This window comes from Noviherbaspirillum sedimenti (genome assembly GCF_003590835.1).
Taxonomy (GTDB): Bacteria; Pseudomonadota; Gammaproteobacteria; order Burkholderiales; family Burkholderiaceae_D; genus Paucimonas; species Paucimonas sedimenti.
Genome location: NZ_QYUQ01000002.1, coordinates 2018731 through 2044010, shown reverse-complemented (window position 1 = coordinate 2044010; position 25280 = coordinate 2018731). Strand labels below are relative to the sequence as shown.

General features: G+C 57.7%; 23 protein-coding genes, 1 tRNA gene and 2 pseudogenes. 10 read left to right on the top strand and 16 right to left on the bottom strand.

The annotated features are described in order from the left end of the window. Nucleotides 1-19 precede the first annotated feature (19 nt). A complete protein-coding gene (locus D3878_RS09530; RefSeq protein WP_233556291.1) occupies nt 20-1207 on the top strand; it encodes an MFS transporter in 1188 nt (395 codons plus the stop codon). Between the two features lie 38 nt (nt 1208-1245). Here D3878_RS09530 and D3878_RS09525 read toward each other — a convergent pair whose 3' ends face one another. Continuing rightward, a complete protein-coding gene (locus tag D3878_RS09525) occupies nt 1246-2289 on the bottom strand; it encodes a substrate-binding periplasmic protein (RefSeq protein ID WP_119785254.1) in 1044 nt (347 codons plus the stop codon). A gap of 189 nt (nt 2290-2478) precedes the next feature. Between D3878_RS09525 and D3878_RS09520 the strand changes: the two genes are divergently transcribed. Further along, nucleotides 2479-4935 (top strand): bifunctional diguanylate cyclase/phosphodiesterase, encoded by a 2457-nt coding sequence (locus D3878_RS09520; protein WP_119785253.1) that lies wholly within the window; start codon nt 2479-2481, stop codon nt 4933-4935. A 181-nt stretch (nt 4936-5116) separates the two neighbouring features. On the opposite strand, the gene sorU is transcribed toward D3878_RS09520, so the two are convergent. The 3 genes from sorU to D3878_RS09505 all read right to left on the bottom strand — a co-directional run bounded on the left by sorU (nt 5117) and on the right by D3878_RS09505 (nt 8530). Continuing rightward, entirely contained in the window at nt 5117-5452 is a 336-nt protein-coding gene (gene sorU, locus D3878_RS09515) for a SorU family sulfite dehydrogenase c-type cytochrome subunit (RefSeq protein ID WP_119785252.1), read from the bottom strand. 10 nt (nt 5453-5462) lie between these two features. Next, nucleotides 5463-6707: a SorT family sulfite dehydrogenase catalytic subunit gene (gene sorT / locus D3878_RS09510; protein WP_119785251.1), complete on the bottom strand. Its 1245-nt coding sequence runs from the start codon at nt 6705-6707 to the stop codon at nt 5463-5465. A gap of 767 nt (nt 6708-7474) precedes the next feature. Further along, nucleotides 7475-8530 carry an IS630 family transposase gene (locus tag D3878_RS09505; RefSeq protein ID WP_119785054.1) on the bottom strand — a complete coding sequence of 352 codons (1056 nt, stop codon included), beginning with the start codon at nt 8528-8530 and terminating at the stop codon, nt 7475-7477. A 180-nt stretch (nt 8531-8710) separates the two neighbouring features. Here D3878_RS09505 and D3878_RS24800 point away from each other — a divergent pair. Further along, nucleotides 8711-8887, top strand: a pseudogene (locus tag D3878_RS24800) (DUF2889 domain-containing protein); the annotation flags it as partial. Between the two features lie 17 nt (nt 8888-8904). On the opposite strand, the pseudogene D3878_RS24320 reads toward D3878_RS24800, so the two are convergent. Beyond that, nucleotides 8905-8991, bottom strand: a pseudogene (locus tag D3878_RS24320) (Arm DNA-binding domain-containing protein); the annotation flags it as partial. A 64-nt stretch (nt 8992-9055) separates the two neighbouring features. Here D3878_RS24320 and D3878_RS09495 point away from each other — a divergent pair. Continuing rightward, a complete protein-coding gene (locus D3878_RS09495) occupies nt 9056-9595 on the top strand; it encodes a helix-turn-helix domain-containing protein (protein WP_158592225.1) in 540 nt (179 codons plus the stop codon). Continuing rightward, nucleotides 9576-10127: a transposase gene (locus D3878_RS09490; RefSeq protein WP_158592224.1), complete on the top strand. Its 552-nt coding sequence runs from the start codon at nt 9576-9578 to the stop codon at nt 10125-10127. The genes D3878_RS09495 and D3878_RS09490 overlap by 20 nt, the downstream gene beginning before the upstream one ends. Before the next feature lie 255 nt (nt 10128-10382). On the opposite strand, the gene D3878_RS09480 is transcribed toward D3878_RS09490, so the two are convergent. Then, nucleotides 10383-10457, bottom strand: a tRNA-Arg gene (locus D3878_RS09480). A gap of 157 nt (nt 10458-10614) precedes the next feature. Between D3878_RS09480 and D3878_RS09475 the strand changes: the two genes are divergently transcribed. Further along, nucleotides 10615-12537 (top strand): ATP-binding cassette domain-containing protein, encoded by a 1923-nt coding sequence (locus D3878_RS09475; protein WP_119785248.1) that lies wholly within the window; start codon nt 10615-10617, stop codon nt 12535-12537. 45 nt (nt 12538-12582) lie between these two features. On the opposite strand, the gene D3878_RS09470 is transcribed toward D3878_RS09475, so the two are convergent. Both D3878_RS09470 and murJ read right to left on the bottom strand, forming a co-directional pair. Further along, nucleotides 12583-13419 carry a SirB1 family protein gene (locus D3878_RS09470; RefSeq protein WP_119785247.1) on the bottom strand — a complete coding sequence of 279 codons (837 nt, stop codon included), beginning with the start codon at nt 13417-13419 and terminating at the stop codon, nt 12583-12585. 65 nt (nt 13420-13484) lie between these two features. Then, a complete protein-coding gene (gene murJ, locus D3878_RS09465) occupies nt 13485-15035 on the bottom strand; it encodes a murein biosynthesis integral membrane protein MurJ (RefSeq protein ID WP_119785246.1) in 1551 nt (516 codons plus the stop codon). A gap of 144 nt (nt 15036-15179) precedes the next feature. Here murJ and rpsT point away from each other — a divergent pair, with 144 nt between their 5' ends. Beyond that, on the top strand, nt 15180-15443 hold the full coding sequence (gene rpsT, locus D3878_RS09460) for a 30S ribosomal protein S20 (RefSeq protein ID WP_119785245.1): 264 nt from the start codon (nt 15180-15182) through the stop codon (nt 15441-15443). 115 nt (nt 15444-15558) lie between these two features. Here rpsT and D3878_RS09455 read toward each other — a convergent pair whose 3' ends face one another. The 3 genes from D3878_RS09455 to D3878_RS09445 form a co-directional block, all read right to left on the bottom strand. After that, a complete protein-coding gene (locus D3878_RS09455) occupies nt 15559-16011 on the bottom strand; it encodes a DUF192 domain-containing protein (protein ID WP_119785244.1) in 453 nt (150 codons plus the stop codon). Nucleotides 16012-16108: 97 nt separating this feature from the next. Continuing rightward, on the bottom strand, nt 16109-16366 hold the full coding sequence (locus D3878_RS09450; protein WP_119785243.1) for a hypothetical protein: 258 nt from the start codon (nt 16364-16366) through the stop codon (nt 16109-16111). A gap of 133 nt (nt 16367-16499) precedes the next feature. Then, complete coding sequence (locus D3878_RS09445) at nt 16500-17060, bottom strand: pseudouridine synthase (protein ID WP_119787799.1); 561 nt, start codon at nt 17058-17060, stop codon at nt 16500-16502. Between the two features lie 263 nt (nt 17061-17323). Here D3878_RS09445 and icd point away from each other — a divergent pair, with 263 nt between their 5' ends. Then, nucleotides 17324-18577, top strand: a complete 1254-nt coding sequence (gene icd, locus D3878_RS09440) for an NADP-dependent isocitrate dehydrogenase (protein ID WP_119785242.1) — start codon at nt 17324-17326, stop codon at nt 18575-18577. A 152-nt stretch (nt 18578-18729) separates the two neighbouring features. On the opposite strand, the gene cspE is transcribed toward icd, so the two are convergent. Continuing rightward, nucleotides 18730-18933 carry a transcription antiterminator/RNA stability regulator CspE gene (cspE, locus tag D3878_RS09435; RefSeq protein ID WP_009665919.1) on the bottom strand — a complete coding sequence of 68 codons (204 nt, stop codon included), beginning with the start codon at nt 18931-18933 and terminating at the stop codon, nt 18730-18732. Between the two features lie 334 nt (nt 18934-19267). Here cspE and clpS point away from each other — a divergent pair, with 334 nt between their 5' ends. Both clpS and clpA read left to right on the top strand, forming a co-directional pair. Then, the gene (gene clpS, locus D3878_RS09430) at nt 19268-19576 is read left to right on the top strand and encodes an ATP-dependent Clp protease adapter ClpS (RefSeq protein WP_119785241.1); all 309 of its coding nucleotides are present in this window, start codon (nt 19268-19270) and stop codon (nt 19574-19576) included. Further along, nucleotides 19573-21873, top strand: coding sequence for an ATP-dependent Clp protease ATP-binding subunit ClpA (clpA, locus tag D3878_RS09425; RefSeq protein ID WP_119785240.1), 2301 nt, complete (start codon nt 19573-19575; stop codon nt 21871-21873). Before clpS ends, clpA begins: the two co-directional genes overlap by 4 nt. Nucleotides 21874-21972: 99 nt before the next feature. On the opposite strand, the gene D3878_RS09420 is transcribed toward clpA, so the two are convergent. The 4 genes from D3878_RS09420 to lspA are packed head-to-tail and all read right to left on the bottom strand — an operon-like array spanning nt 21973 to nt 25273. Continuing rightward, nucleotides 21973-23061, bottom strand: a complete 1089-nt coding sequence (locus D3878_RS09420) for a M48 family metallopeptidase (protein WP_119785239.1) — start codon at nt 23059-23061, stop codon at nt 21973-21975. A gap of 11 nt (nt 23062-23072) precedes the next feature. Then, nucleotides 23073-23522: a dUTP diphosphatase gene (gene dut, locus D3878_RS09415; RefSeq protein WP_119785238.1), complete on the bottom strand. Its 450-nt coding sequence runs from the start codon at nt 23520-23522 to the stop codon at nt 23073-23075. 42 nt (nt 23523-23564) lie between these two features. Continuing rightward, nucleotides 23565-24755 (bottom strand): bifunctional phosphopantothenoylcysteine decarboxylase/phosphopantothenate--cysteine ligase CoaBC, encoded by a 1191-nt coding sequence (coaBC, locus tag D3878_RS09410; RefSeq protein WP_119787798.1) that lies wholly within the window; start codon nt 24753-24755, stop codon nt 23565-23567. Nucleotides 24756-24772: 17 nt separating this feature from the next. Next, nucleotides 24773-25273, bottom strand: a complete 501-nt coding sequence (gene lspA, locus D3878_RS09405; protein WP_119785237.1) for a signal peptidase II — start codon at nt 25271-25273, stop codon at nt 24773-24775. Nucleotides 25274-25280 lie beyond the last annotated feature (7 nt).

The window sequence follows — 25280 nt, the reverse complement described above, 5'->3', positions numbered from 1 at the left end:
ATCAAGCTCGCACAGAATCATGCTGATCAAAAAAACCCTCATCCCTTTGGCCCTCGGCGGCTTTGGCATTGGCATGACAGAGTTCGTCATGATGGGCATTCTGCCCGATATCGCCACGAACCTGAAAATTTCGATTCCCGAGGCGGGTTACCTGATCTCCGCCTATGCCTTGGGCGTCGTCCTCGGCGCCCCGATTCTGGTCGGCACACTGGCAAATCGTCCGCCGAAGAGTGTTCTGATCTGGTTCATGATTCTGTTTACCGCATTCAATGCATTATCGGCATTCTCTCCCGACTTCCATCTGCTTGTCATTAGTCGCTTTCTTGCCGGATTGCCCCATGGCGCATTCTTCGGCGTTGGCGCGGTTGTGGCGAGCCGTCTGGCGGACGAGGGGAAAGTCGCTGGGGCGGTGGCAACGATGTTTGCGGGGCTGACTATTGCGAACATCATCGGTGTGCCGGCAGGGACTTATGTCGGCCACAATTTCAGCTGGCGCTTCGCTTTTCTCATCGTTGCCATCATCGGGCTTCTTACCGTCATCAGCCTGAAAAGATGGGTTCCCCACATCGATGCGAACAGCAGTGCCAGCGTCATCAGCGACATGAAGATATTTCGCAACCCGGATCTTTGGCTGGCGCTCGCGATAACGTCCATCGGCACCGGAGGATTTTTCGCGTGGTTTAGCTACATAGCGCCATTACTAACCGATGTCTCGCTGTTCGCGCCGCGCTCGATTCCTTTGATCATGGCCATTATCGGTGTCGGGATGACCGTCGGCGTCATCCTTGGCGGCAAGTTGGCGGACAAATTTGCTCCGATCAAGGCCATTACCATTCTTTTGGCCACGATGTCCATCCTTCTTGCTCTGAACGGACTTCTGGCCAGTTCCCAGTATGTAATGCTTTGCCTCGCGTTCACGACGGGCGCGACTGCGATGGCCTTGGGACCGCCCATACAAATGCTGTTGATGCAACATTCAAAAGGCGCTGAAATGCTCGGATCTTCTTTAGGTCAATCAGGCTTCAATATCGGCAATGCCACGGGCGCCTTCCTTGGCGGCATTCCGCTTACTCTCGGCTACTCGTATTCTTCTCCGCAATGGGTGGCGACAGGACTTGCAATTTCTGGCGGAATTTTGTCAATGATCATGCTCGTTAAAAGTCCAATCCGCTCTCCAAGTCGGGGATTGGCGAGAGGCGTGCCCTGATTTGGCGTAAGGCATCGCTATAATTTGTTGGGTGCTTTTTATCGAAATGAATGTTGTTCTGCTTCCGGGAAATACCAAAATTTTCGCTGCTGAAATGGCGTTTCTGGGGGGAGATAAGGATTGAGAAGCTTAAAGATTTTACGTTTTTCCAAACGAGCATGACGGATGGAGTCGCCATAATATTCGTCAAACAGACGGTCAAAAGATCCATCCTGGATGGCTTTTTTCAGACCGGTTTCCAATACCTCTGCCAACACTACATTCTTCTTGTTAACAAATAAATAGTACGCAGTGGGGTAATGCAATACGATCGACGGTTCAATCATCAGCTTGGCAAGCGGTCGCTGTTGCAGTTCCCTCTCGACTTCGATAATGGCGCGAGGAAAATAATCAACGCGGCGCGACCGCAGCATCTTGAAATTTCCTTCATAAGAGGCGATTCCTTCAACGCGGAATTCATTGGCGCGCAAAATCTCAACATCTGGCCAATCGTGTCCCTGTACGGCAAGCAAGTGTTTTAGTTGCTCGACTTTGTGAATATTTCTGAATTTTTCCCGATCTTCTTGCCTGATCAGGAAAATACGCCAGCCCAATAAGCCCTTATCAATCGGAATGCGAATTGGACGCAAGTGTTGTTCCCGCTCTACCGACGTCATATAGGCCGCGACGTCAATGCCCGCGTTATTTTCCAATTGTACCAAGGCTCTTTTTTGCGACATCAGTATTGAACTTTGCTTTAGCACATAGGGGCCGCCAGCCTTGTCAATCGCCAATTGCAGCATCCGGACGACATATTCATGACGGACATCCTTGAACGATTCAGGCGCAGGATAAACCAGCGTCGTCTTCGCCAATAGCGCAGAGGAGGCTGCCATCAATAAAAGCAGGGAAACAATCTTTATCGTTATTCTTTGTAGCGGACACAAAAACATGGTCGCCTCGGTCGGTTGATGAGTAATATTTTTTGGGCGCGCAACTACGAACGCATTGAAACACAAGCATTTCCTACTCTTATCAATACAGCTTATCCACATGGTTGCCGACAGCACATTGCTGCTCTGGCGTAAATTATTGCGACGCATCGCGTCAGGATTTTCGAACCTAACTATACTGAAATTCGAGCCGAAACGGCATGCATCTTTTCCGCTGAAGATCCATGCGCCACCTGGTATGTTTCAATTGCCGATAATTAAATGAGAATGACGAGAATAGAACATCGCAAATTCGGTCACGTCGTGCCACAGCCACCGTCGTCCTGAAGGAACGGCACTATGCGTTGGAAAGAACGAATCTGGAATGGCTATGCGGCGCATCGAGTGGGGTATCGGTTCGTCGTCCTTGTCATTCTCATCAGTGCGCTATTCACCATCATCGCCACCGGCGTCCAGATGTACGCCGAATATCGGCAGGGGATGGAGACGATCAAGAGCCGGCTTCTTCAATCGCAGAAAATTAACGGCCCAAGTCTTGCCAATGCACTCTGGACATTCGATGAAGGCCAGATAAAAATCATCATGCATGGCATTCTCCAAGTACCGGACGTCCAATATGTCGAGGTACGAACATCCGATGGCGAATTTTACCGTGCCGGAAATCCAGCGGAAAACGCGCCATCGATCAGCCGCTCTTTCCCGATAATATATGCACCAAATGGACAGATGCTCGGCACGATGAAAATCGATGCGACTCCTACTGGCATTTATCAAAGGATAGTCGAACGCATACAGATCATCGCTGGCACCCATGCCGTCCGAATGCTGGTCGTCGCCATCGCCTTCCTGTTTGTTTTCCGACGGCTGGTTGCCCGTCATCTGGATAGGATGGCCGGGTATGCGCGTCAGTTTCGTCTTGATCGCCTAAACGTGCCGTTGACATTGAATCGACCAGTGAGTCCTCATGCGCCGGACGAATTGGAGCAGGTGGTGAATGGCGTGAATGAGATGCGCGAAACCCTGTTGCAGGAGATGAGCCGGCGTGCGCATCTGGCAAATGAACTGACGTTAGAGCGCAATCTGCTCGCTACAATACTTAACACGACCGGTGCGCTAATCATCCTGGCAGATACCGCCGGACGGATTGCGCGCTTGAACCAGGCAGCGGCGAGAGCCTGTGGCTATAGTGAAGAGGAAATTGCTGGAACATTCCTATGGGAAGTTTTTTTCCTCCCCAACGAAGCAACTCTACTCAAATCATTGCTTGCCGATCTACAGCAACAGACGCAAGGCGTTCAATATTATGGCGGCTGGATCCCTCGTGAAGGCACACAGCGCGAGGCGCTATGGTCAATCACCTACTTGGCCGAAAGTCCAGAAGGCTCGCCTTACATCGTCTGCACAGGCATCGATATCACCGAACTCAAACAGGCGCAGCAGCGGGCGCATTATTTGAGCAACTACGATGGCCTGACCGGATTGCCGAACCGGTTGTTGCTGCATGATCTCTTGCAACAGGCCATTTCTCAAGCCGAACGCGTCAGCAGGCAGCTTGCCGTTTTAATGCTTAGGCTAGGCCGAATCGATGACATAAGACACACCCTCGGACGGAAGATTGCCAACGCATTGTTGCAGCAGGTCACGCAACGTCTACAGAATGATGTGACAGGAGAAGCCACGGTAGCCCGTGCGTCCGACGAAAACTTCGGCGTTTTCTGCGACATGGCCGATAGTCGGGCCGTTCTTTCGCTTGTACAAAGCGTCGCCAAATCACTGGAGCAGCCTTTTCAAATTGAGCAACATGAAATTTACTTGAAACCGCATATCGGCATTGCACTCTACCCGCTCGATGCAACGGATGCAGATCAACTGCTGCAAAATGCCGAAGTCGCGCTGCAGCGAGCAGTAGAAAGCAAGACACAGGCACAGCCACATCAGTTCTTTACCCGGGCCTTCAACGAACGCGCCAATCAACGATGGTTGCTGGAAAAAGAGCTACGGCAGGCATTGCAACACGGCGAATTTCGTCTGTACTACCAGCCGCAAGTTGGGCTGGCAAGCGGCAAGGTGGTCGGTGTCGAAGCCCTGATTCGCTGGCTGCACCCTTCTCATGGAATTGTGAATCCCGCCGACTTCATTCCCGCAGCCGAGGAAATGGGCTTGATTACCGGAATCGGCGAGTGGGCGCTGCGTGAAGCGTGCAGGCAAAACAAAGCGTGGCAGGATGAGGGCATTGCTGCGATAACAATGTCGGTCAATCTGTCATTCGTTCAATGCACAACCGGGGACATTATTGATGTGCTGGATAGCGCCTTGGCGGAGACAAAGCTGGATCCGCGCCACCTTGAAATCGAAATAACGGAAAGTCTGTCGATGGAAGACCCGGATCATACCATCCGTCTCATGCAGAAGATAAATGATCGCGGAATCTCGCTGGCGATTGATGATTTCGGAACTGGCTATTCAAATCTCGGATATCTGAAACGATTTCCGGTCAAAAAACTCAAGATCGACAAGTCATTTGTCAACGATATTGCCCATGATGTGAATGATCTTGCGATTTGCAACGCCATTATTGCAATAGCGCACGTCTTAGGCTTGAAAGTCGTCGCGGAAGGCGTCGAAACGGAGCGGCAATTAAAATTGCTCGTCAAGCACCATTGTGATCAAGTACAGGGATATTATTTCAGTCAGCCATTGTCGGCCGCCGAATGTACTTCGCTATTAGTATCGCCAGAGTGCATCTGGCACGGTCAAGATGTCCCCGTCCATGAGTTCCAACCAGGCATGACCTAATTGTTGTGTCACGCTCAGGGTCGCACTTTGCACGGGGGGGGCTGCTGGCTAACTCTTTGATCTGGTTGAGGAATTTCTGGATTCTTGGTCGCCGACAGGAATCGAGCCTGTAGCTACCTGACTGGCGCGACGGAAATTGCCAGGACAGGTGCTGCATGATGTCTAAAAATTCCTTACTGCTTCACTTTGCAGCGCCAGTCACGTCCGCCACATATTTGGCGAGCGTCTTGACTTGCTGCTCGGTCAAGCCTTTGTACGCCGGCATCTGTCCGATACCGTTGCGCACTGCCTTCTCGACGCGCGACGCATCCGGCTTGAGTTCGTCCAGGTCAGGGCCGATCGCGCCTTGTGCGCCGGCGTGTTCCAGCGAGTGGCACAGGGCGCACGCAGGTGCCGCTGTCTTGGTAAACAGCTTCTTCCCTTCCTCCATATTGACCTGGGCCAGCGCATTGCTGCCGGCAAGGGCGGCAACAGCAGCAAGCGCAGCGCTTGCTGCTTGTCTTACGTAAAACGGCATGCTTTTCCTTTTAAACGACGGTGATTTGCATGGCGTGGTCACGCCAACTGTTGTTATTATAGCCTGCGGCATTTTCCATGCGTTCCTCCGGCTGGCGATTACCTTTGGAATCGGTCGCGCGGCAAGCCACGGTGTAAGTCCCGGCGGCCAGTTTCACCGGCAGTACGAATTGGCGCCATGCATAGCGGCCAAGGTCGGGGCCGACAAATTTCGCAGCTTGCCAAGTCTTGCCGCCGTCAATCGAGACCTCCACGCCACGGACGGCGTTAATGCCGCCGAAGGCGACGCCCTTGATCTGCACCAGGCCAGCCTGAACCGGAGCACTGTCCGTGGCCGGGCTATTGATCCACGACTTGGCGCTCATTTCCCATACCGATGGCTGGCTGGGATCGCCTTTTTGTCCAGGGGGCGAGAGGCGGTAGCCAGTCCGCTGGATGGCCGCATCTGACTGCTCCGCGGTAAAGGCGAGGCGCTTGATGTATTTGATACTGTTCACGCCGGTATAGCCGGGCACGATGAGGCGCAACGGGCCGCCATGGGCATGCGGAATCGGCGCGCCGTTCATTTCCCATGCCAGCAGCGCGTCCTGCATGGCGCCTTTGGGCACCGAGCGTTCCACAATCACGCTCTTTGGATCGATCTCCTCCGGTAACTTCTCGCCACCCGTGCCTGTCATGTAGGCAGTGCCGTCTACCATGCCGCCCAGCGCTTCGACCACGGCGCGCACCGGCACGCCGCTCCAGATCACGCATCCGGCTGCACCGACCTGCCAGGGCGTGCCGCTCGGCTTGCTCGGGAAATAGCCGCGGCCATTGCCGGAACACTGGAGCACCATCGCAATGGTTTCCAGCCCCATGGATTTGAGTTCCTTGACCGTCAACTTGCGTGGGTTTTTCACGCCTTCCACCGAGATTTCCCATGCATCGCGGTCGGCGACGATGCTGACATTGGGGGCGGGAAGATTGTTGCGGATATACAGTTGATCGGCTGGCGTGATGATGCTGGTGCCGAACGCAGCCCGCTTCGTTTCCAATGTGTTGCCCGTATGGACAATCATTGCATTCGGATCTTTCCATGCAACGTAAGGCGGCAACGGCTTTCCTGCGGACGTTGGTGGTGGGGCGGACGACGTATCGGCTGCCTTTGCCAGGCCCGTCATGGAGGCCGCGATCACAGTGGCGCTCCCGGCCATCAGGCGGCGACGCCCAAGATTAATTACCTGGTCTGCAGGAACCGAGGCGGTTTTTTCTGACATTTTGGTCTCCTTTTGGCAAGGATGGTTATTGGAACATCGGGTTCACTGCATGGTAGCGAGCGCACGCATATGTCATCACAGTTTTATCGAGAAGCTTTGATCGAAACAGGTAAGTAGTATCAAATTTATGCTATTCCCCTCCGAGGAAGCAGCATTTCCCGTGAGCCGCATTTGCCCCACCAATACATATAAAAATAATGTAAGCGGCCAAACGCGTGATTCCACACCGTGCTATTACGCTATTACAACTGTGTTACGAAAATTGTTCCCTAAAGTGGACCCATCGGTCAAGATACTTTTTGAGCGAATTTAAGCTGTGCCCATTTTCACCTCCGCAGCTGGTCGGCGCTGCCCCGTACTGCTTATTCCTTGCCACTGGAGAGGGGTATCTCCAGTGGCCGCCTCCCGGCAGGACGGGGTCTGGGGCAGAGCCCCAGGGCCTCCCCGATCACGCTATTTCCATGACTGGCAGTTCGGCGCTACCGTATTTATCAACGATCAGTGCCCCCCTCCCTGTCCGCTCGCATACACCTGGCTGGGCGTCTTATAGCCCAGTGACTGGCGCGGCGGTAAGGGTAAGTGCAAGCGTTTTGAACATCTGGTTGTCTCCTTGTTGTCATGTGCCTTCGGCCAGGGTCCAGTGGCCAGGCTTGCTGCCGGTTGTCTTGTGAATACATGTTATTGGGGGACGGTACTGAAGCTGTGTAGCCACTTTTCACAAGAAATTTCGGATGTCTCGTGATAGCTTTGGGTTTGATAGTATTCGCCTAGTGGACTGTAACAATTGATTCGGGAGTGATTCGCTTGCTTGGATCGAAGTACTTCCACTTCACTGGCTTTGGCTGGGTGTTGTAGTGACGGATGTAACGCATGAGTTTTCTCTTGAGATCAGTCAGCGATGTGAAAACGCCCCGCGCAATGACGTCGCGTTCGATTTTTGCAAACCACAGTTCGACCTGATTCAGCCAGGATGAATACGTAGGAGTGAAATGCATATGCACCGTGGGATGCGCCTCCAGAAATGCCGCGACGAGCTTGGTTTTGTGCGCGGAGAGATTGTCGGCGATGACGTGGATTTCTTTGCCCTTGGGTTGATTGGCGACGATGTCTGTGAGGAAGGCCACGAACTCAGCCGAGGTGTGTCGCGCAGCGGTCTTGCCCAGCACCTCGCCAGTCCTGGTGTTGAAGGCGGCATACAACGACAGCGTGCCGTGCCGGTAGTATTCGAATCCATGGCGTTCGGCGCGTCCGGGCGACAGCGGCAGCACTGGGTCTTTCCGATCCAGCGCCTGGATTGCAGTTTTTTCGTCCACGCAAAACACGGCCGCGTGCTGGGGCGGATTCATGTAGAGGCCAATCACATCGGCGGCCTTGGTTTCAAAGTCGGGATCGTTGGAGGCGAGATAGCCCTCGAGGCGATGCGGCTTGATGCCATGCTTGGCCCAAATGCGCGCGACCGCCATGTGCGAAATCCCCCCGCCCAGTTCGGCAGCCAGCTTGCGTGTCGACCAGTGCGTCGAACCATCGGCCGGTTTGTGTTTCGTGGTTCGGGCCAGGACGCGTGCCTCGATGCGGTCGGTGACCTTGTAGCGTTCCCGCCCGGCATGGCGCGAAAACAGTCCGGCAAGCCGGTCTGCGGAAAAACGCTTGCTCCAGAGATCAATGAAGCTGTCGCTGCAATCGAGCTTGGCGCGGATATCGGCCCAGGTATGGCCATCGGCCAGCAGCAAAATCAGCCGGGCGCGACGTGCAGTATCTGCCCGTCCATTCCTCGCACTGACCTGTTGTTGGAGCTCCATGCGTTCGCTTTTGGTGAGTATCATCATGCCCTCCATGAGCATGAGTATACTTCGTTTTTAAATGTTACAGTCCACTAGTATCTGGCCACTCTGGTGGCAGTCGATATCTGTTTCATCCGAGACGGCAAGTAACTGGCCCAGACGGTTTCCTGTCCGGTGCTTCGTTTCATGTATGCATCATTGAATTGAAAGGAGTGTCTCACCTTGCCTTTGCCGGCCCCAACTCCGGAGCGGGAGCTCCTTCACACGCGAACCGTCACGTTCAAGGGATATCGCAGAAACGACAATCTGTGGGATATCGAGGGTCATTTGACGGATGTGCGTTCGCACGATATTGCTTTCCCGGGCGTCAGCCGCGCCGCTGGCGATCCGATCCACGGCATGTGGCTGCGGCATTCTGGAAATACGCCCAGGGCCAGCAGCTTTTCCTTATTGGCGTATCGGTACTTCAGGCGCCAATACCGTGCACCGTTGGGTTGCACTAAGCAGGTAGACAAAAGTTTTTTGACATAGAATTTGTCCATGATGTTGAGGCTGAAGCGAGCGATCATGGAAAGCGAAAGACTAACGGCCAGCGAGCGGCGACAACTGTTAAACGTTCTGCGACAGACGCACGACTTGCGACAGTACCGGCGCGCGCTTGCCGTGCTGGAGTCGGGTTGCGGCAAGGCGGCGGCAGAGATTGCCGAGTCGTTGCAGGTAAGTCGGCAGAGTGTGTATAACTGGATCGAAGCCTTTCGGCAAACACGCGATGTACAGGCACTGGCTGATGCACCCCGGTGCGGACGGCCTGTCTCGTGGAGTGGACAAGCCCAGGCGCTGTTGCAAACCCTGTTGAAGGGCATGCCGCAGGATCTTGGCTACTTTGCGACCCAATGGACGGTGCCGCTACTGCAGGAGCAGCTTTGGCATAGCCTCGGTTGCCACTATTCTGCCCGGACGGTGCGGCGAAGTCTGCACCGGCTCGGCTATCTCTGGAAACGTGCGCGATATGTATTGGCGCCGGATCCGGAGCGCGAGAAAAAAACGGCAAATTTGCCGCGCCGTGCGTGGCTTGCCAGAGCGCAGCGTGCTGCTGGTCGAAGATGAGTCGGATTTGCTGCTGTTCCCGCCGTTGCGCGCGACGTGGTCGCAACGCGGCCAGCCGGCACAGGTGTTGTTGAGCGGCTGGAATGCCAAGAGGGTGGTGTTCGGATGCATGAATCTGACGACGGGTCACCGCTTGTTTCAGGTGCGATTGTATCAACGCGCGGAAGACTTCCAGGCATTTTTGCATTGCGTGCATGGACATTATCGCGGTTGGCATGTCACGCTGTTGTTGGATAGTGATCCCAGTCATACGGCAGAATCTTCGCAATGTCTGGCTGATCGGCTGGGCATGCGATTGCTTTGGTTGCCCAAGCGCGCCCCCGAACTGAACCCCATGGATACCTTGTGGGGGCAAGGCAAGGATGTGGTCAGCGCCAACAAGCAATATGCCGATATTGACGAGCAGGTCGATTTATTCATCAGCTATTTGTATGGCCTGTCGAACAAGGAAGTATTGCAAACCTCCGGTGTGCTATCCAGGCACTTTTGGTTGCATCGCATTTTGTCAAAAAACTTTTGTCTACCTGCTTAGAAGGAACATGCCGCCGCCATCTGCTAGCTTGTAGGCCTTGTCCTTGGGCTTTGCGTTCTTGCATTCGGTCGCAGTGAGCTTCATTGGGGGTATTTTTTAAAATTGGCACTTGGGGGTAGAAAAGTACCCCAAATGTACCCCCAATATTCGTGGATGTAAATGTACCCCGTTGGACGGCATAAAACAAAAAACCCGCGCCATCACTAGGGTTGGCGCGGATTTTTAGGCCGCTTTGGACAGCTTTGGAAGGGTACTTGGTCCCGCCGACAGGAATCGAACCTGTATCTAGCGCTTAGGAGGCACTTGTTCTATCCATTGAACTACGGCGAGACGCTTGCAGGCAGTAAAAACATGCTGCGACCGAGATTATAGCCGAGCCGGCCGGGAAAATAATACGAAATCTGCTGGACTCGGTACAATGCGGGCTTCATCTATATTCACCATGGGCTTGCCGTATGCGCGCATGCCCGCTTTCACTCGGTTCCTTATGGCAGTCATTTCCCTTTCCGATGCGCAACTCGCCTTCGGCCACGTCCCCTTGCTCGACCATACTGATTTTTCTCTGGAAACGGGAGAGCGGGTCGGCTTGATCGGCCGTAACGGTACCGGCAAATCGTCCCTGCTGAAAATCATCGCCGGCAGGTCCAAGCTGGACGATGGCTTGCTGGTCATGCAGCAGAGCGTGAAAATCGCCTATGTCGAGCAGGAACCCCATTTTGACTCCGAGATGTCGGTATTCGATGCCGTCGCCGCGGGCCTCGGTAACATGCAGGCGCTGCTGGCCGAATACGACGAGTTGACCACCCAGTTCGGTGGCGACAACGACGAAGCACTGATGGATCGCATGCACGATATCCAGGTGCAGCTCGACGCCGCCGATGCCTGGAATTTCAAGAGTCGCGTCGAAGCCACGCTGGACCGCCTGAGCCTGAAAGGCGATGCGCTGATGGGCACGCTCTCGGGCGGCATGCAAAAGCGCGTGGCGCTGGCGTGCGGACTGGTTGGCGCACCTGACGTGTTGCTGCTGGACGAGCCGACCAACCATCTTGATTTCACCTCCATTCTGTGGCTGGAAGGCCTGTTGCGCGATTTCAAGGGCAGCGTCCTGTTCATCACCCATGACCGCCGCTTCCTTGACAATGTCGCCACCCGCATCATCGAACTCGATCGCGGCCGCTTGCTCTCCTTCCCCGGCAACTTCAGCGCCTATCAGACGCGCAAGAAGGAATTGCTGGAAATCGAAGCGGTGGAAAACGCCAAGTTCGACAAGTTTCTGGCGCAGGAAGAAGTGTGGATCCGCAAGGGCGTGGAAGCGCGTCGCACCCGCAATGAAGGCCGGGTCAAGCGTCTCGAAGAATTGCGCGGCACCCGCAGCGCACGGCGCGACGTGCAGGGCCAGGTCAAGCTGGATGTCGCCTCCGGCGAGCGTTCCGGCAAGATCGTCGCCGAACTGGAAAACGTCAACAAGGATTATGGCAGCAAGGTGATCGTGCGCGATTTTTCCACGATCCTCATGCGTGGCGACAAGATCGGCCTGATCGGTGCCAACGGCGCCGGCAAGACTACGTTGCTGAAACTTATTCTCGGCGAGGAACAACCCGATGCCGGTACAGTGCGCCAGGGTACCAAGCTGCAAGTGGCGTATTTCGACCAGATGCGCGCGCAGTTGAATGAAGAAACCAGCCTGGCCGATACCATCGCGCCCGGCAGCGACTGGGTCGAGATCAATGGCCAGCGCAAGCACGTCATGACTTACCTGGGCGACTTTTTGTTTGCGCCCGAGCGCGCGCGTTCACCGGTGAAGTCCCTGTCCGGTGGCGAGCGCAACCGCCTCTTGCTGGCGCGCCTGTTCGCCAAACCGGCCAACGTGCTGGTGCTGGATGAGCCAACCAATGACCTGGATATCGAAACGCTGGAATTGCTGGAGGAATTGCTGACCGACTACGACGGCACGGTTTTCCTGGTCAGCCATGACCGTACCTTCCTAGACAATGTCGTTACGCAAGTGATCGTTGCCGAAGGCAATGGCCTGTGGCGCGAGTATGTCGGCGGCTACAGCGACTGGGAGCGCGTGCGCCCGGCGCCTGCTGCAGTCTCGGCCAGGGCGGCTGCGAAAGGGGAAGCGAAGGCGGAAGCCGAGGCCGCCGCGGCTGCGGCGAAGGACGTGCCGCCCGCAGTCAAGCCAAAGAAGCTCAGCTACAAGGAGCAGCGTGCGCTGGATGAATTGCCGGCGCTGATCGCCAAGCTGGAGGAAGAACAGAAGACAATCACGGCGCGCCTGGCCGATCCGGAGTTGTATGCAAAGCAGCCGCAGGAAGTGCAGGCGCTGAACCAGCGCTTTGCCGAAATCGACGACATGCTGCTGGACTGCCTGCAAAAGTGGGAAGCAATCGAGGCGCTGGGCAAGTAATAACGGCGCCTTTTCCTTTCTCGGGAAGCGCTTGCAGCCTGGTTTTTACTGTAGTCCCTCGCCCGCCCTGCGCAATGCCGTCAAGCGCTCGCGCAGGCTTTGCGCATCGCTTGCATATGGGCATTCCGACAAATAGGCCTGCAAGTCTTCCAGCGCGGCTTGCGGGTAGTCCAGGTGGGCATACGCCAGGCCGCGGTCGCGCCGTTCCGTCACTTCGTTCGGCAGCAGAATCACCAGCCGCTGCTGCACCTCCAGCATGCGTTCCCAATCCTGATGTTCGGTAAACAGCGCTTTCAGATTGTGCAGCATGCGCGCGAGAATTGCGCGCGGCGACGCAGTTTGCAGGTAAGCCGCCAGTGATAGTTCAGGTTGGTGATAATGGCCCAGATAAGGGGCCAGCCGTTCTTCCAGTTCTTCCCGCGTCAGGCTGGCGCCGTTGAACGGGTCGAGGATGATTTCACCGGACGGCACCGACAGTTTCATCAGGAAATGTCCTGGAAAGGCCACTCCGCGAACTGCCAGGCCAATCTGCTGCGCCAGTTCCATGTAAATGACCGCCAGCGAAATCGGAATGCCGCGGCGGCTCTCGATCACCCGCTGCAGGTAGCTGTTGCCTGGATCATAATAATCGTTGACGTTGCCGGCAAAACCAAGTTCATTGTAGAAAAAATGGTTCAGCATGCGCAGCTTTTGCACGTCCGAGGCACCCGCAGGCAAGCGGCGCAGTACTTGGGCGGCAAAGCCATCGACGGTTTCCTGTACGGCAGCGAAATCGAGCCAGGGATCGGCATCCTGGGCGATCGCCAGCGCGGCTTCGAACAGGGGGAAGTCTTCGTCCTGTTGCACCAGTGCGGAAAAATAATCGAGGGCGCTGATCATCATTGTCGCAAGCCGTCAGTCAGTATATTCATTCATCATAGTGCCCGCCTGTTCCCGGCGCAAAGGACTCAGGCCGTGCTGCGCTTGAAATCGCGGAAACGGAAGCCCATGGCAAACAGCGCGGCAAAGTAAATCATCCCACAGGCAACCCCCACCAAGGCGAGCGCGCCAATGCGTTGCAGCGGGTGGGCTTGCAGCGCAATCCAGTTGAAATGGCCGGCGCTCCACAAGGCAGCGCCCGCCATCAGGGTCACGGCACCCGCCAGTTTGATGAAAAACAGCGCCCAGCCGGCGCGCGCCTGGTAAATGCCGCGCCGACGCAAGCCCCAGAAAAGCAGGCCGGCATTCATGCAGGCACCCAGGCCGACCGACAGCGCCAGGCCGGCATGGGCAATCCAGGGTACGAAAGCGATGTTCATCAACTGGGTGGCAATCAGGACGCCAATGGCAATTTTGACCGGCGTTTTGATGTCTTGTTTCGCGTAAAAGCCGGGTGCCAGGATTTTTACCAGAATCAGGCCCAGCAGGCCGACGCCATAGGCGATCAGCGCTTGCTCGGTCTTGCCGACTGCGGCGGCGGAGAATTTGCCGTAATGGAAAAGCGTGGTCGTCAGCGGCTCGGAGAGCGTTGCCAGCCCGACTGCTGCCGGCAGCGCCAGCAGGAACGTCAGGCGCAAGCCCCAGTCGAGCAGGGCGGAATATTCGGCCGGGTCGCCATCGGCATGGGCCTTGGACAGGCTGGGCAAAAGGATGGTGCCGAGCGCCACGCCCAGCATCCCGGTGGGAAATTCCATCAGGCGGTCGGCATAGTTGAGCCAGGACACGCTGCCGTTTTCCAGACGCGAAGCGATGTTGGTATTGATGATGATGCTGAGCTGGCCGACCGAGACCGCGAAGGTGGCCGGCACCATTTGCTTCAGCACGCGGCGCATGCCAGGGTCGCGCCAGGCGACCAGCGGATTGAAGGCAATGCGCGGCAACATGCCGATTTTTTTCAAGGCGGGGAGCTGGATGCCCAGTTGCAGGATACCGCCGATAAACACGGCAATTGCCAGGGCATACACCGGTTGTTTCAGGTGCGGCGCCAAAAAGAGCGAAGCGGCGATGAAGGACAGGTTCAGCAATACCGGGGTGAAGGCAGGTACGCGGAATTCGCGCCAAGTGTTCAGGATGCCGCCAGCCAGTGCGACAAAGGACATGAAGCCGATATACGGGAACATAATGCGTGTCATCATGACGGTCGCATTGAATACCTCGCCTTCGTCTTTCAGGCCGGTGGCGATGAGATACACCACGGCCGGCGCGGCCAGGATGCCGGCGAGGCTGGTTCCTACCAGGGCCCAGACCAGGATGGTGGCCACATGATCGGCCAGCTCCTTGGTGGCGGCATCGCCGCGCTGGTTCTTGTATTCCGCCAGGATGGGCACGAAGGCCTGGGAAAACGCCCCTTCGGCGAACAGGCGGCGCAGCAGGTTGGGGATGCGGAAGGCGATGAAAAAGGCGTCAGTATAGGCGGAGGCGCCAAACGCCCGGGCAATCAGGAATTCACGCAACAGGCCGGTGATGCGCGACAGCAGGGTCATGCCGGAAATGGTGACCAGGGCTCGATACAGGTTCATGGGGCAATTATAGCTTGCGGTAAAGAATGGATTTGCCATTCCATTGAAAAAAGCTTATACTCGACGGCTTTACAGAATTTGGCTCGTGGTACCTATCGATTGGTATTGCGAATGCATCACTCGGACATCGTTTAGGATATTTTCATGGCAAATACCGCACAAGCGCGCAAGCGTGCTCGTCAAGCAGTCAAATTGAACGCTCACAATTCCAGCCAGCGTTCGACGCTGCGCACCGCAATCAAGGCAGTGCGCAAGGCGATCCAGGCCGGCGACAAAGCCGCTGCTGCGCAGATTTTTCAGGCTTCCGTGTCGACCATCGACACCATCGCCGACAAGAAAATCATTCACAAGAACAAGGCTGCCCGCCACAAGAGCCGCCTGTCTGCTGCCATCAAGGCGCTGGCCTGATAGCTGCTTCATCATGTCCGCCTGAGTTCGCTCGGCGGGAATGATGGAGTAAAAAACACAAAAGCCGCGTGCTGCACGCGGCTTTTGTTGTTGGTGTTTTGAACTTTATCGAACTTTAGCGCGGCAGGCCGTCCACAACGGTGCCGGGCTTGATGTTTTTCTGCTTGAACCAGCCCTGGTTCATTTCCAGCGCATACTTGACCGGTTTGTCGCCGCAATGCGATTCGGTGCTGTGCGGCTGCATGTCGGCGATATTCACGATTTTTCCCTGTTCATCGATGAAGGCGACCGATAGCGGCAGCGGGGTATTCTTCATCCACATGCACACCGTCGTCGGCGCACCGAACAAGAACACCATACCTTCATTCGGGGGCATTTTTTCCCGGTACATCAAGCCTTGCTCGCGCTGTGCCGGGCTGGCAGCCGCTTCTGCCTGGATGACATGGATGCCGATATTGAGCGGGATGGTGCGGAATTTTGCCGCCTGCTGGGCGCCGGCCGAGCTGGCGGCAAGGATAAGCGCCGCCGCAAGCGCGGGGCGAAAAAGACGGGCAAGAGTGTTTTTCATGGCATGGCCTGGCTGTGAAGTCAGACTGGATGATACAAAAATACTGGAAAACAAAAAAGGCAGGACGCGCCTGCCTTTTCTGCATGGCTGAAGTGAATTACTTGACGGCTGCAGGAGCGGCTGCGGCAGGCGCTGCAGGGGTTGCGGTAGCAGGAGCGGCGTGCTTGGCGTGCGTGGCCTTCTTGGTGGTTTTCTTGGTGTGCGTTTTCTTGGCCGGTGCTTTTTCAGCAGCAGGCGCAGCGGCAGCCGGAGCAGCCGGGGTGGCCGGAGTTGCAGAGGTTGCAGGAGCAGCAGCTTGGGCGAAAACGGAAGTGGCAAACAGACCGGCAACCAGGGCAGCGATAATCTTCTTCATTTGATACTCCTAAAAGAGGTGATCATGAATGTGGCGATTCTGTTGAATCACAGCCAATAACGGGATTCAGTGCACCTGGTTGACAGTTTTTTGAGGGAACCCAAAATTCTGTCCGTCGCGCAATCGCCGGTGACTAGCGGCGCAACTCGCTCGTAGCCACTTCGCGCCATTCCCCCGGCATCAGCGGGTGGCTTGCCAGCGTAAAAGGCCCAATGGCGATGCGTACCAGGCGCAGGGTAGGGAGGCCGACCGCAGCGGTCATGCGCCGCACCTGGCGGTTCTTGCCTTCAGTGAGTGTAATTGCCAGCCAGCTGGTCGGATTGGTGGCGCGCTGCCGGATCGGCGGATCGCGCGGCCACAGCCACTCCGGCGGCAGGATTTGTCGCGCATGGCAGGGCTGGGTGGTGAAATCGCCCAGGTCCAGCGGCCCGGACAGGCGCGCCAGTTGCGCCGCATCGGTCTGGCCTTCCACTTGCACGATATAGGTTTTCGGCTGCTTGTGCGCAGGGTGGCTCAGCTCATGCTGCAGTTTGCCGTCATCGGTCAGCAATACCAGGCCTTCGCTGTCGGCGTCGAGCCGCCCGGCAGGGTAGATGCCGGGTATGGACAGGTAATCGGCCAGGCTCTGCCGCCCAGGGTGGGGCGAGAACTGGCACATGACTTGATAGGGTTTGTTGAAGAGGATAAGCGGCATATTGATTTTAGACAGGGCAAGCACGCAAGCGGCCCGCATCATTGTACTTGCATGACTTGGGCGCGGGCGCCTGTGAACTGCTGCAAACAGGCCTTCCAGCGCTTGTCAGCGGCCCAAATTATTGCCACAATATGGCACAAAGTAAAATTCTAGTGCATAATACGAAACGTTGTCTTATGTCTTATATAAGACTCGCACTCGATTCAGAACCGGCGCTTGTAAAAAAACACCGGGCCATTTCCTCCTTCCATCCGGAGACCAAGATGTTTCAACATATTAAAGTACCCGCCGACGGCAAGAAAATCAGCGTCAATGCCGACTATTCCCTGACTGTTCCCGACAATCCGGTGATCCCCTATATCGAGGGTGACGGCACCGGCGTGGATATCAGCCCGGTCATGATCAAGGTGGTCGATGCCGCTGTCGCCAAGGCTTACGGCGGCAAGCGCAAGATCAGCTGGATGGAAATCTATGCCGGCGAAAAATCGACCAAGGTGTATGGCCCGGACGTCTGGTTGCCGGAAGAAACCCTGCAAGTCCTGAAAGACTACGTCGTCTCGATCAAGGGCCCGCTGACCACCCCTGTGGGCGGTGGCATCCGTTCCCTGAACGTGGCGCTGCGCCAGGAACTCGACCTGTACGTCTGCCTGCGTCCGGTGCGCTACTTCAAGGGCGTGCCTTCGCCGGTGCGCGAGCCGGAAAAGACCGATATGGTGATTTTCCGTGAAAACTCGGAAGACATCTACGCCGGTATCGAATGGGCCGAAGGTTCCGACGGCGCCAAGAAATTGATCGATTTCCTGGTCAAGGAAATGGGCGTCAAGAAAATCCGCTTCCCGGGCACTTCCGGTATCGGCATCAAGCCGGTGTCGCGCGAAGGCACCGAGCGCCTGGTGCGCAAGGCGATCCAGTACGCCATCGACAATGACAAGCCGTCGGTGACCATTGTCCACAAGGGCAATATCATGAAGTACACCGAAGGCGGTTTCCGCGACTGGGGCTACGCCCTGGCACAACGCGAATTCGGCGCCGAGCTGATCGACGGCGGCCCGTGGTGCAAGTTCAAGAATCCGAAGACCGGCAAGGACATCATCGTCAAGGATTCGATCGCCGACGCCTTCCTGCAGCAAATCCTGTTGCGTCCGAACGAATACAGCGTGATCGCCACCCTGAACCTGAACGGCGATTACATTTCCGACGCCCTGGCAGCACAGGTCGGCGGCATCGGCATCGCGCCGGGCGCCAACCTGTCGGATTCGGTGGCGATGTTCGAAGCGACCCATGGCACCGCGCCGAAATACGCCGGCAAGGACTACGTCAACCCGGGTTCGCTGATCCTGTCGGCGGAAATGATGTTGCGCCACATGGGCTGGCTGGAAGCTGCCGATCTGATCATCAGCTCGATGGAAAAATCGATCAATTCGAAAAAGGTCACCTACGACTTTGCCCGTCTGATGGAAGGCGCTACCCAGGTGTCGTGCTCGGGCTTCGGCGATGTCCTGATCGAACACATGTAATCTGCGCCTGCAGATGCATCAAAAGCCGGACCTGGTCCGGCTTTTTTAATTGATGCACCTGCTGCGCCAGGTCTGCGCCATGCGTGCAGCCTGGCCGGCAATAAAAAAAGCCCCGCGGTAGCGGGGCTTTTCATTCAGCAAACTGACTGTAATCAGGGCGCTTGAATATTGGAAGCTTGCTTGCCTTTGGGGCCTTGCGTGACTTCGAACTGGACTTTTTGACCTTCTTTGAGGGTCTTGAAGCCATTCATCTGGATTGCGGAAAAGTGTGCGAACAGATCTTCGCCGCCATCATCCGGAGTGATAAAGCCGAAACCTTTGGAATCGTTAAACCACTTGACAGTACCTGTTGCCATAAAAGCTTCTTTCAAATTGAACTAATCACACGAGCCGTAAAAGCAAGAAGGCTCGCGCAGAGCTGCCCTCTCCAAACCTGCTCACTTCTTATTAACAAGCGCGCAACTTTCACCCTTGCCAATATTGTTCATTGTTCTAGGAAAAAAAGATAAAGTCAAGGCCTATCGGCAAGGGAATTTGTCGATTTATGCGTGATCGCAACAATTTCCACTTGTTTTACGCTAGGCAGGTGCCATCTGCGCACTATCAAGAAAGGGCGTAATATCGTTAAAAATTGTAGTGTGAATTATTTTCGGGCGTTGCGTACCTAAGTGAAAGCATTAGAATAGACGCATGGCAACTAAGCATGACAACAGTACGGTACTGGCGCGGCAGGAGCAAAAGCTCAAGCCCCCTCCCATGTACCAGGTGTTATTGTTAAATGATGATTACACCCCGATGGAGTTCGTGGTGGCGATCATCCAGGAATTTTTCAGCAAGGACCGTGAGACTGCCACGCAAATTATGCTCAAGGTGCACCGCGATGGAAGAGGAATGTGCGGCGTGTATCCCAAGGATATCGCGTGCACAAAAGTCGAGTTGGTATTAACCCACGCCAGGAAAGCAGGGCATCCCTTGCAGTGCGTGATGGAGGAAGCATGATTGCGCAAGAACTTGAAGTTAGTTTGCATATGGCCTTCGTGGAGGCGCGCCAGGCCCGGCATGAGTTCATCACTGTCGAGCACCTGTTGCTTGCGTTGCTGGACAATCCGTCGGCAGCCGAAGTATTGCGCGCCTGCGCCGTCAACATCGACGACCTGCGCAAAACGCTGACCAACTTCATCAGCGACAACACGCCGACGGTGCCGGGCACCAGCGAAGTCGATACCCAGCCGACCCTCGGTTTCCAGCGCGTGATCCAGCGCGCCATCATGCACGTGCAGTCGGCGTCAAATGGCAAGAAGGAAGTCACCGGCGCCAACGTGCTGGTGGCCATCTTCGGCGAAAAGGATTCGCATGCGGTGTACTACCTGCACCAGCAGGGCGTCACGCGCCTGGACGTAGTGAACTTCATTTCGCACGGCGTACGCAAGGACCAGCAGGGCGATGCGCAAAAGTCGCCCGAAGGCGGGGAAGACCCGCAGGTCGAAGGCCAGGCCAAGGAAAGCCCGCTCGAGCAGTTTACCCAGAACCTCAACAAGGCAGCCGCCGAGGGCAAGATCGATCCGCTGATCGGCCGCGAAGCTGAAGTCGAGCGCGTCATCCAGACCCTGTGCCGCCGCCGCAAGAACAACCCCCTGCTGGTGGGCGAAGCCGGCGTCGGCAAGACCGCCATCGCCGAGGGCCTGGCCTGGCGCGTGACGCAAGGCGATGTGCCGGAAGTGCTGCAGAATGCGGTCGTGTATTCGCTTGACATGGGTGCGCTGCTGGCCGGCACCAAGTATCGCGGTGACTTCGAACAGCGCCTCAAGGCAGTGTTGAAGCAGTTGAAGGATAACCCGAACGGCATCCTGTTCATCGACGAGATTCACACCATTATCGGTGCCGGCGCGGCGTCGGGCGGCACGCTCGATGCGTCCAACCTGTTGAAGCCGGCGCTGTCGAGCGGCCAGCTCAAATGCATTGGCGCCACCACCTTCACCGAATACCGCGGCGTATTCGAGAAGGATCACGCCCTGTCTCGGCGCTTCCAGAAGATCGATGTCAATGAGCCGACGGTCGAACAGACCGTGCAGATCCTGCGCGGCCTGAAGTCGCGTTTCGAGGAACACCACGGCATCAAGTATTCGGCATCGGCCCTGACCACGGCGGCAGAACTGGCGGCCCGTTTCATCAACGACCGCCACCTGCCGGACAAGGCCATCGACGTCATCGACGAGGCCGGTGCGGCGCAACGCATTCTGCCGAAGTCCAAGCAAAAGAAAACCATCGGCAAGGCCGAGATCGAGGACATCATCGCCAAGATCGCGCGCATTCCGCCGCAAACGGTGAATCAGGATGACCGCAGCAAGCTGCAGACCATCGAGCGCGACCTGAAGAACGTCGTGTTCGGCCAGGATCCTGCGATCGAGGCGCTGGCGTCGGCCATCAAGATGGCGCGCGCGGGCCTGGGCAAGACCGACAAGCCGATCGGCTCCTTCCTGTTCTCCGGTCCCACCGGCGTCGGCAAGACCGAAGTCGCCAAGCAGCTGGCCTTCATCATGGGCATCGAGCTGATCCGTTTCGACATGTCGGAGTACATGGAGCGTCATGCGGTCAGCCGCCTGATCGGCGCGCCACCGGGCTACGTTGGCTTCGACCAGGGCGGCTTGCTGACCGAGGCAATCACCAAGAAGCCGCATTCGGTGCTGCTGCTTGACGAGATCGAGAAGGCGCATCCGGATGTCTTCAATATCCTGCTGCAGGTGATGGACCATGGCACGCTGACCGATAACAACGGCCGCAAAGCGGACTTCCGCAACGTCATCATCGTCATGACCACCAATGCCGGCGCCGAAAGCCTGCAGAAGCGCACCATCGGTTTCACCGAGCAGCGTGAAGCGGGCGACGAGATGGCGGATATCAAGCGCATGTTCACGCCGGAATTCCGCAACCGCCTCGATGCCGTCATCAGCTTCAAGGCGCTGGACGTGGAAATCATCCTGCGCGTGGTGGACAAGTTCCTGATGCAACTGGAAGAGCAGCTGCACGAGAAGAAGGTGGATGCCATCTTCACCGAAAAGCTGCGCAGCTACCTGGCGAAGAAGGGCTTCGACCCGTTGATGGGCGCGCGGCCGATGTCGCGCCTGATCCAGGACATGATCAGGAAGGCGCTGGCCGACGAACTGCTGTTCGGCCGCCTGGTCTCGGGCGGCAGGGTGACGGTGGACCTGGACGAGAAAGACCAGGTCAGGCTGGATTTCATCGAAGGCGACGTCGTACCGCCTGCAGCGCCGCTGGAGGCCGCCGAGATCGAGTAGGTCGATCAGGCCAGCCCGGCACACCGCAGCCGCAAACAAAAAGCCCGGCGCATGCAAATGCGCCGGGCTTTTGATTTTGTCGCCCTAGCAGGTCAGGGACTAGGGCAGCAGGGGACGTTTTGCCGCCTGTTTGCTGCGGATTTCGGCGGCCGCCTTTTCCAGTGCTGCCAGGCGCGCCTCGCTGTCCGGGTGGATGGCGGTATAGCCGTTCGCCACCGAGGCGGGCGTGCGCTCGGCCAGCCCGCGCCAGAACGCCGCTGCGGCGCTGGCGTCGTAACCGGCACGCGCCGCCAGGTAGAGCCCCAGGCGGTCGGCCTCGGCATCCAGCGTCGCTGGATAGGGCGTCACGCCGGAGCGCCCGGTCATGGTGTCGAGATCCGGATTGACGCGAATCAGGTTGTCGATAATGCCGCCCATGGTGGCGCCCAGGCGCTGTCTGGCGGCATGGCCGAGGATATTGTGGGCCATCTCGCGCGCGATCACATAACCCAGTTCCTGGTCCGAGCGCGCGAAGTTCAACAAGCCGCGGGTGATGACGATGCGGCGGCCGTCGGCGTAGGCATTGACATGGTCGGCGTTGCCAAGGTCGATGCTGAAGCCGCAGGACTGCGTGAGCGGCACTGTCAGTGATTGGCGGGCGTCGTTGCGCTCGACCGTCAGCTTGACCAGCGAGCGGCTGCGCACCAGCGGCGCCAGCACGGCGGCGGCCTGGCGCTCGGCCTGGTCGCCCGGCGGGAGTTCCTTGTTGTCGGCGGCGATCAGGATGTCGCCGCGGCGCACGCCGACGCGCTCGGCGCCGCTGCCGGCCAGCACGTTGGTGACCTGCAGGCGTTCGCCATAGCCGAAGGTCTGCTGTACGGTTTCGGCCAGATCGGCCGAATAGGAATACTTGTTTTTGGCGGCAAAGCCGAGCAGCTTGTACGCGTGGGACTTGCACAGCGGCGCGTTATTCACCAGCAGCGGGCCGGCGACGCGATCGATCCGGCTTTGCGCCTCCGCGATGGCGCGCAAGGCCTGCTGTTGCGCAGAACCCGGCGCCGCCGGCGTGCCGCCGATGACCGGAGTCGGTTGCCCCGGCTGCTGGGGCGGCATGGCGCAGGCTGCCAGCAGGGCGGCCGGCAGCAGCAGGCAGGCGAGGCGAACTGGCAGTCGCCTGCGGCCGGGATTGCGGGAGATGCGCTCGGTCATGGAAAATCCTTTCAATGTTTGCCGGTGCTGCCGAAGCCGCCGGCGCCGCGTTCGCTGCTGTCGAATTCCTCGACCACATTGAAACCGACCTGCAGCACCGGCACGATCACCAGTTGCGCCAGCCGCTCCATCGGGTTGAGGACGAATTCGCTCTGGCCGCGGTTCCAGGTCGACACCATCAGCTGGCCCTGGTAGTCGGAGTCGATCAGGCCGACCAGGTTGCCCAGCACGATGCCATGCTTGTGGCCCAGGCCGCTGCGCGGCAGGATCATCGCCGCATAGCCGGGGTCGCCGATATGGATTGCGAGGCCGGTCGGGATCAGCTGGGTTTCACCCGGTTTGATTGTCAGCGGTGCATCGATGCAGGCGCGCAGGTCGAGCCCGGCGCTGCCGCCGGTGGCATAGGCGGGCAGCTGCTCTTGCATGCGCGGGTCGAGAATCTTGACGTCGATGATTTTCATGGATGGAGGCGGGAGTAAGGGGAAATCGTGAATCGAATTGAATCAGATGCGCCGCGCAATCGCGGCGACGAGTTGGCGCGCCAACTCCTGCTTGGTCGCGCGCGCCAGCGTGGTTTGCCCGCTGTCTTCGAACAAAATCAGCTCATTGTCGTCGCGGCCGAAAGTCTGGTGGCCGATGTTGCCGATCAATAGCGGGACGTTCTTGCGCTGGCGCTTTTCTTCGCCATACTGTGCCAGGTTCTCGGACTCGGCGGCAAACCCGACGCAATAGGGCCGGTTGGGCAAGGCGGCCACCGTGGCCAGGATGTCGGGGTTGGGTTCGAGCTGCAGTTGCGGCGGAGCGCCGGCCGCAGTTTTTTTCAGCTTTTGCTCGCTGGCGCCGACCACCCGCCAGTCGGCTACCGCGGCCACGGCAACGAAGATATCCTTGTCGCCGACCTGCGCCAGCACCGCGTCATGCATCTGCTGCGCGGTTTGCACATCGATGCGCGATACGCCATAGGGCGTCGGCAGCGCGGTGGGCCCGGCTACCAGGGTGACTTGCGCACCGGCTTCGCGGGCGGCGCGGGCAATCGCAAATCCCATCTTGCCCGAGGACAGGTTGGTGATGCCGCGCACCGGGTCGATCGGCTCGAAGGTCGGGCCGGCGGTCAGCAGCACGCGCTTGCCAGCCAACAGCTTGGGCTGGAATGCGGCCACTATTTCTTCGAACAATTGTTCGGGTTCGAGCATGCGCCCCATGCCGGTTTCGCCGCAGGCTTGCGCGCCGGCGTCCGGCCCCAGCACCAGGATGCCGTCGTCTTTCAGGCGGGCGACATTGCGTTGCGTCGCCGGGTTTTGCCACATCTCGACATTCATCGCCGGCGCCACCAGCAGCGGCAGGCCGGTCGGGCGCGCCAGGCACAGGGTGGACAGCAGGTCGTCGCAGGCGCCGTGCGCCAGCTTGAACAGGAAGTCGGCCGAACAGGGCGCGATCACGATGGCATCGGCCTCGCGCGAGAGATCGATGTGCGCCATGTTGTTGGCGATGCGCCCATCCCACTGGTCGGTATAGACCGGCTTGCCGGTCAGCGCCTGCATGGTCACGGTGGTGATGAAGTGGGTGGCAGCGTCGGTCATCGCCACCTGCACCGAGGCGCCAGCCTTGCCCAGGGTGCGTGCCAGTTCAGCGGCCTTGTAGCAGGCGATGCCGCCGGAGAGGCCCAGGACGATTTTTTTTCCAGCGAGTTCCATGCGCAATGCTCCCTGCATTATTTTTTCACTCGTCGCAACTCGTCGAGCACGAACAGCACCGCGCCGATGCAGATTGCGCTGTCGGCCACGTTGAAGGCCGGCCAGTGCCAGCCGCCGACGTGGAAGTCGAGGAAGTCGATCACATGGCCATAGGCGATGCGGTCGATCACGTTGCCGATGGCGCCGCCCAGAATCAAAGCCAGTGCCCAGCAGAACATGCGTTGGCCGGCATGGCGCCTGAGCAGGTGGACGATGAACAGCGCGGCGCCGATGCCGAGTGCCGTGAAGAACCAGCGCTGCCAGCCGCCCTGGTTGGCAAGGAAGCTGAAGGCCGCTCCCTTGTTATACACCAGCACCAGGTTGAAGAAGGATGTCACCGCCACCGATTCGCCATAGGAAAACAGCCGCGTGATGGTGATCTTGGAGAGCTGGTCCAGCAGCAGGACAATGGTGGCAATGCCCATCCAGGGCATGAGGGAATTGCCGCCGCTTGTGGAGAAACCGCTTTTTTTTGCCATGGCTATC

What these genes read in the sequence shown, in the direction of transcription:
- sorU (WP_119785252.1), bottom strand. Translation starts at nt 5,452, where the DNA reads ATGCCGTTTTACGTAAGACAAGCAGCAAGCGCTGCGCTTGCTGCTGTT.
- D3878_RS09525 (WP_119785254.1), bottom strand. Translation starts at nt 2,289, where the DNA reads ATGCGTCGCAATAATTTACGCCAGAGCAGCAATGTGCTGTCGGCAACC.
- D3878_RS09455 (WP_119785244.1), bottom strand. Translation starts at nt 16,011, where the DNA reads ATGAAAAACACTCTTGCCCGTCTTTTTCGCCCCGCGCTTGCGGCGGCG.
- cspE (WP_009665919.1), bottom strand. Translation starts at nt 18,933, where the DNA reads ATGGCAACAGGTACTGTCAAGTGGTTTAACGATTCCAAAGGTTTCGGC.
- D3878_RS09505 (WP_119785054.1), bottom strand. Translation starts at nt 8,530, where the DNA reads ATGATACTCACCAAAAGCGAACGCATGGAGCTCCAACAACAGGTCAGT.
- D3878_RS09420 (WP_119785239.1), bottom strand. Translation starts at nt 23,061, where the DNA reads ATGACCGAGCGCATCTCCCGCAATCCCGGCCGCAGGCGACTGCCAGTT.
- D3878_RS09530 (WP_233556291.1), top strand. Translation starts at nt 20, where the DNA reads ATGCTGATCAAAAAAACCCTCATCCCTTTGGCCCTCGGCGGCTTTGGC.
- clpA (WP_119785240.1), top strand. Translation starts at nt 19,573, where the DNA reads ATGATTGCGCAAGAACTTGAAGTTAGTTTGCATATGGCCTTCGTGGAG.
- lspA (WP_119785237.1), bottom strand. Translation starts at nt 25,273, where the DNA reads ATGGCAAAAAAAAGCGGTTTCTCCACAAGCGGCGGCAATTCCCTCATG.
- coaBC (WP_119787798.1), bottom strand. Translation starts at nt 24,755, where the DNA reads ATGGAACTCGCTGGAAAAAAAATCGTCCTGGGCCTCTCCGGCGGCATC.
- D3878_RS09470 (WP_119785247.1), bottom strand. Translation starts at nt 13,419, where the DNA reads ATGATGATCAGCGCCCTCGATTATTTTTCCGCACTGGTGCAACAGGAC.
- rpsT (WP_119785245.1), top strand. Translation starts at nt 15,180, where the DNA reads ATGGCAAATACCGCACAAGCGCGCAAGCGTGCTCGTCAAGCAGTCAAA.
- murJ (WP_119785246.1), bottom strand. Translation starts at nt 15,035, where the DNA reads ATGAACCTGTATCGAGCCCTGGTCACCATTTCCGGCATGACCCTGCTG.
- D3878_RS09520 (WP_119785253.1), top strand. Translation starts at nt 2,479, where the DNA reads ATGCGTTGGAAAGAACGAATCTGGAATGGCTATGCGGCGCATCGAGTG.
- clpS (WP_119785241.1), top strand. Translation starts at nt 19,268, where the DNA reads ATGGCAACTAAGCATGACAACAGTACGGTACTGGCGCGGCAGGAGCAA.
- D3878_RS09445 (WP_119787799.1), bottom strand. Translation starts at nt 17,060, where the DNA reads ATGCCGCTTATCCTCTTCAACAAACCCTATCAAGTCATGTGCCAGTTC.
- D3878_RS09495 (WP_158592225.1), top strand. Translation starts at nt 9,056, where the DNA reads ATGGAAAGCGAAAGACTAACGGCCAGCGAGCGGCGACAACTGTTAAAC.
- D3878_RS09450 (WP_119785243.1), bottom strand. Translation starts at nt 16,366, where the DNA reads ATGAAGAAGATTATCGCTGCCCTGGTTGCCGGTCTGTTTGCCACTTCC.
- icd (WP_119785242.1), top strand. Translation starts at nt 17,324, where the DNA reads ATGTTTCAACATATTAAAGTACCCGCCGACGGCAAGAAAATCAGCGTC.
- D3878_RS09475 (WP_119785248.1), top strand. Translation starts at nt 10,615, where the DNA reads ATGGCAGTCATTTCCCTTTCCGATGCGCAACTCGCCTTCGGCCACGTC.
- dut (WP_119785238.1), bottom strand. Translation starts at nt 23,522, where the DNA reads ATGAAAATCATCGACGTCAAGATTCTCGACCCGCGCATGCAAGAGCAG.
- sorT (WP_119785251.1), bottom strand. Translation starts at nt 6,707, where the DNA reads ATGTCAGAAAAAACCGCCTCGGTTCCTGCAGACCAGGTAATTAATCTT.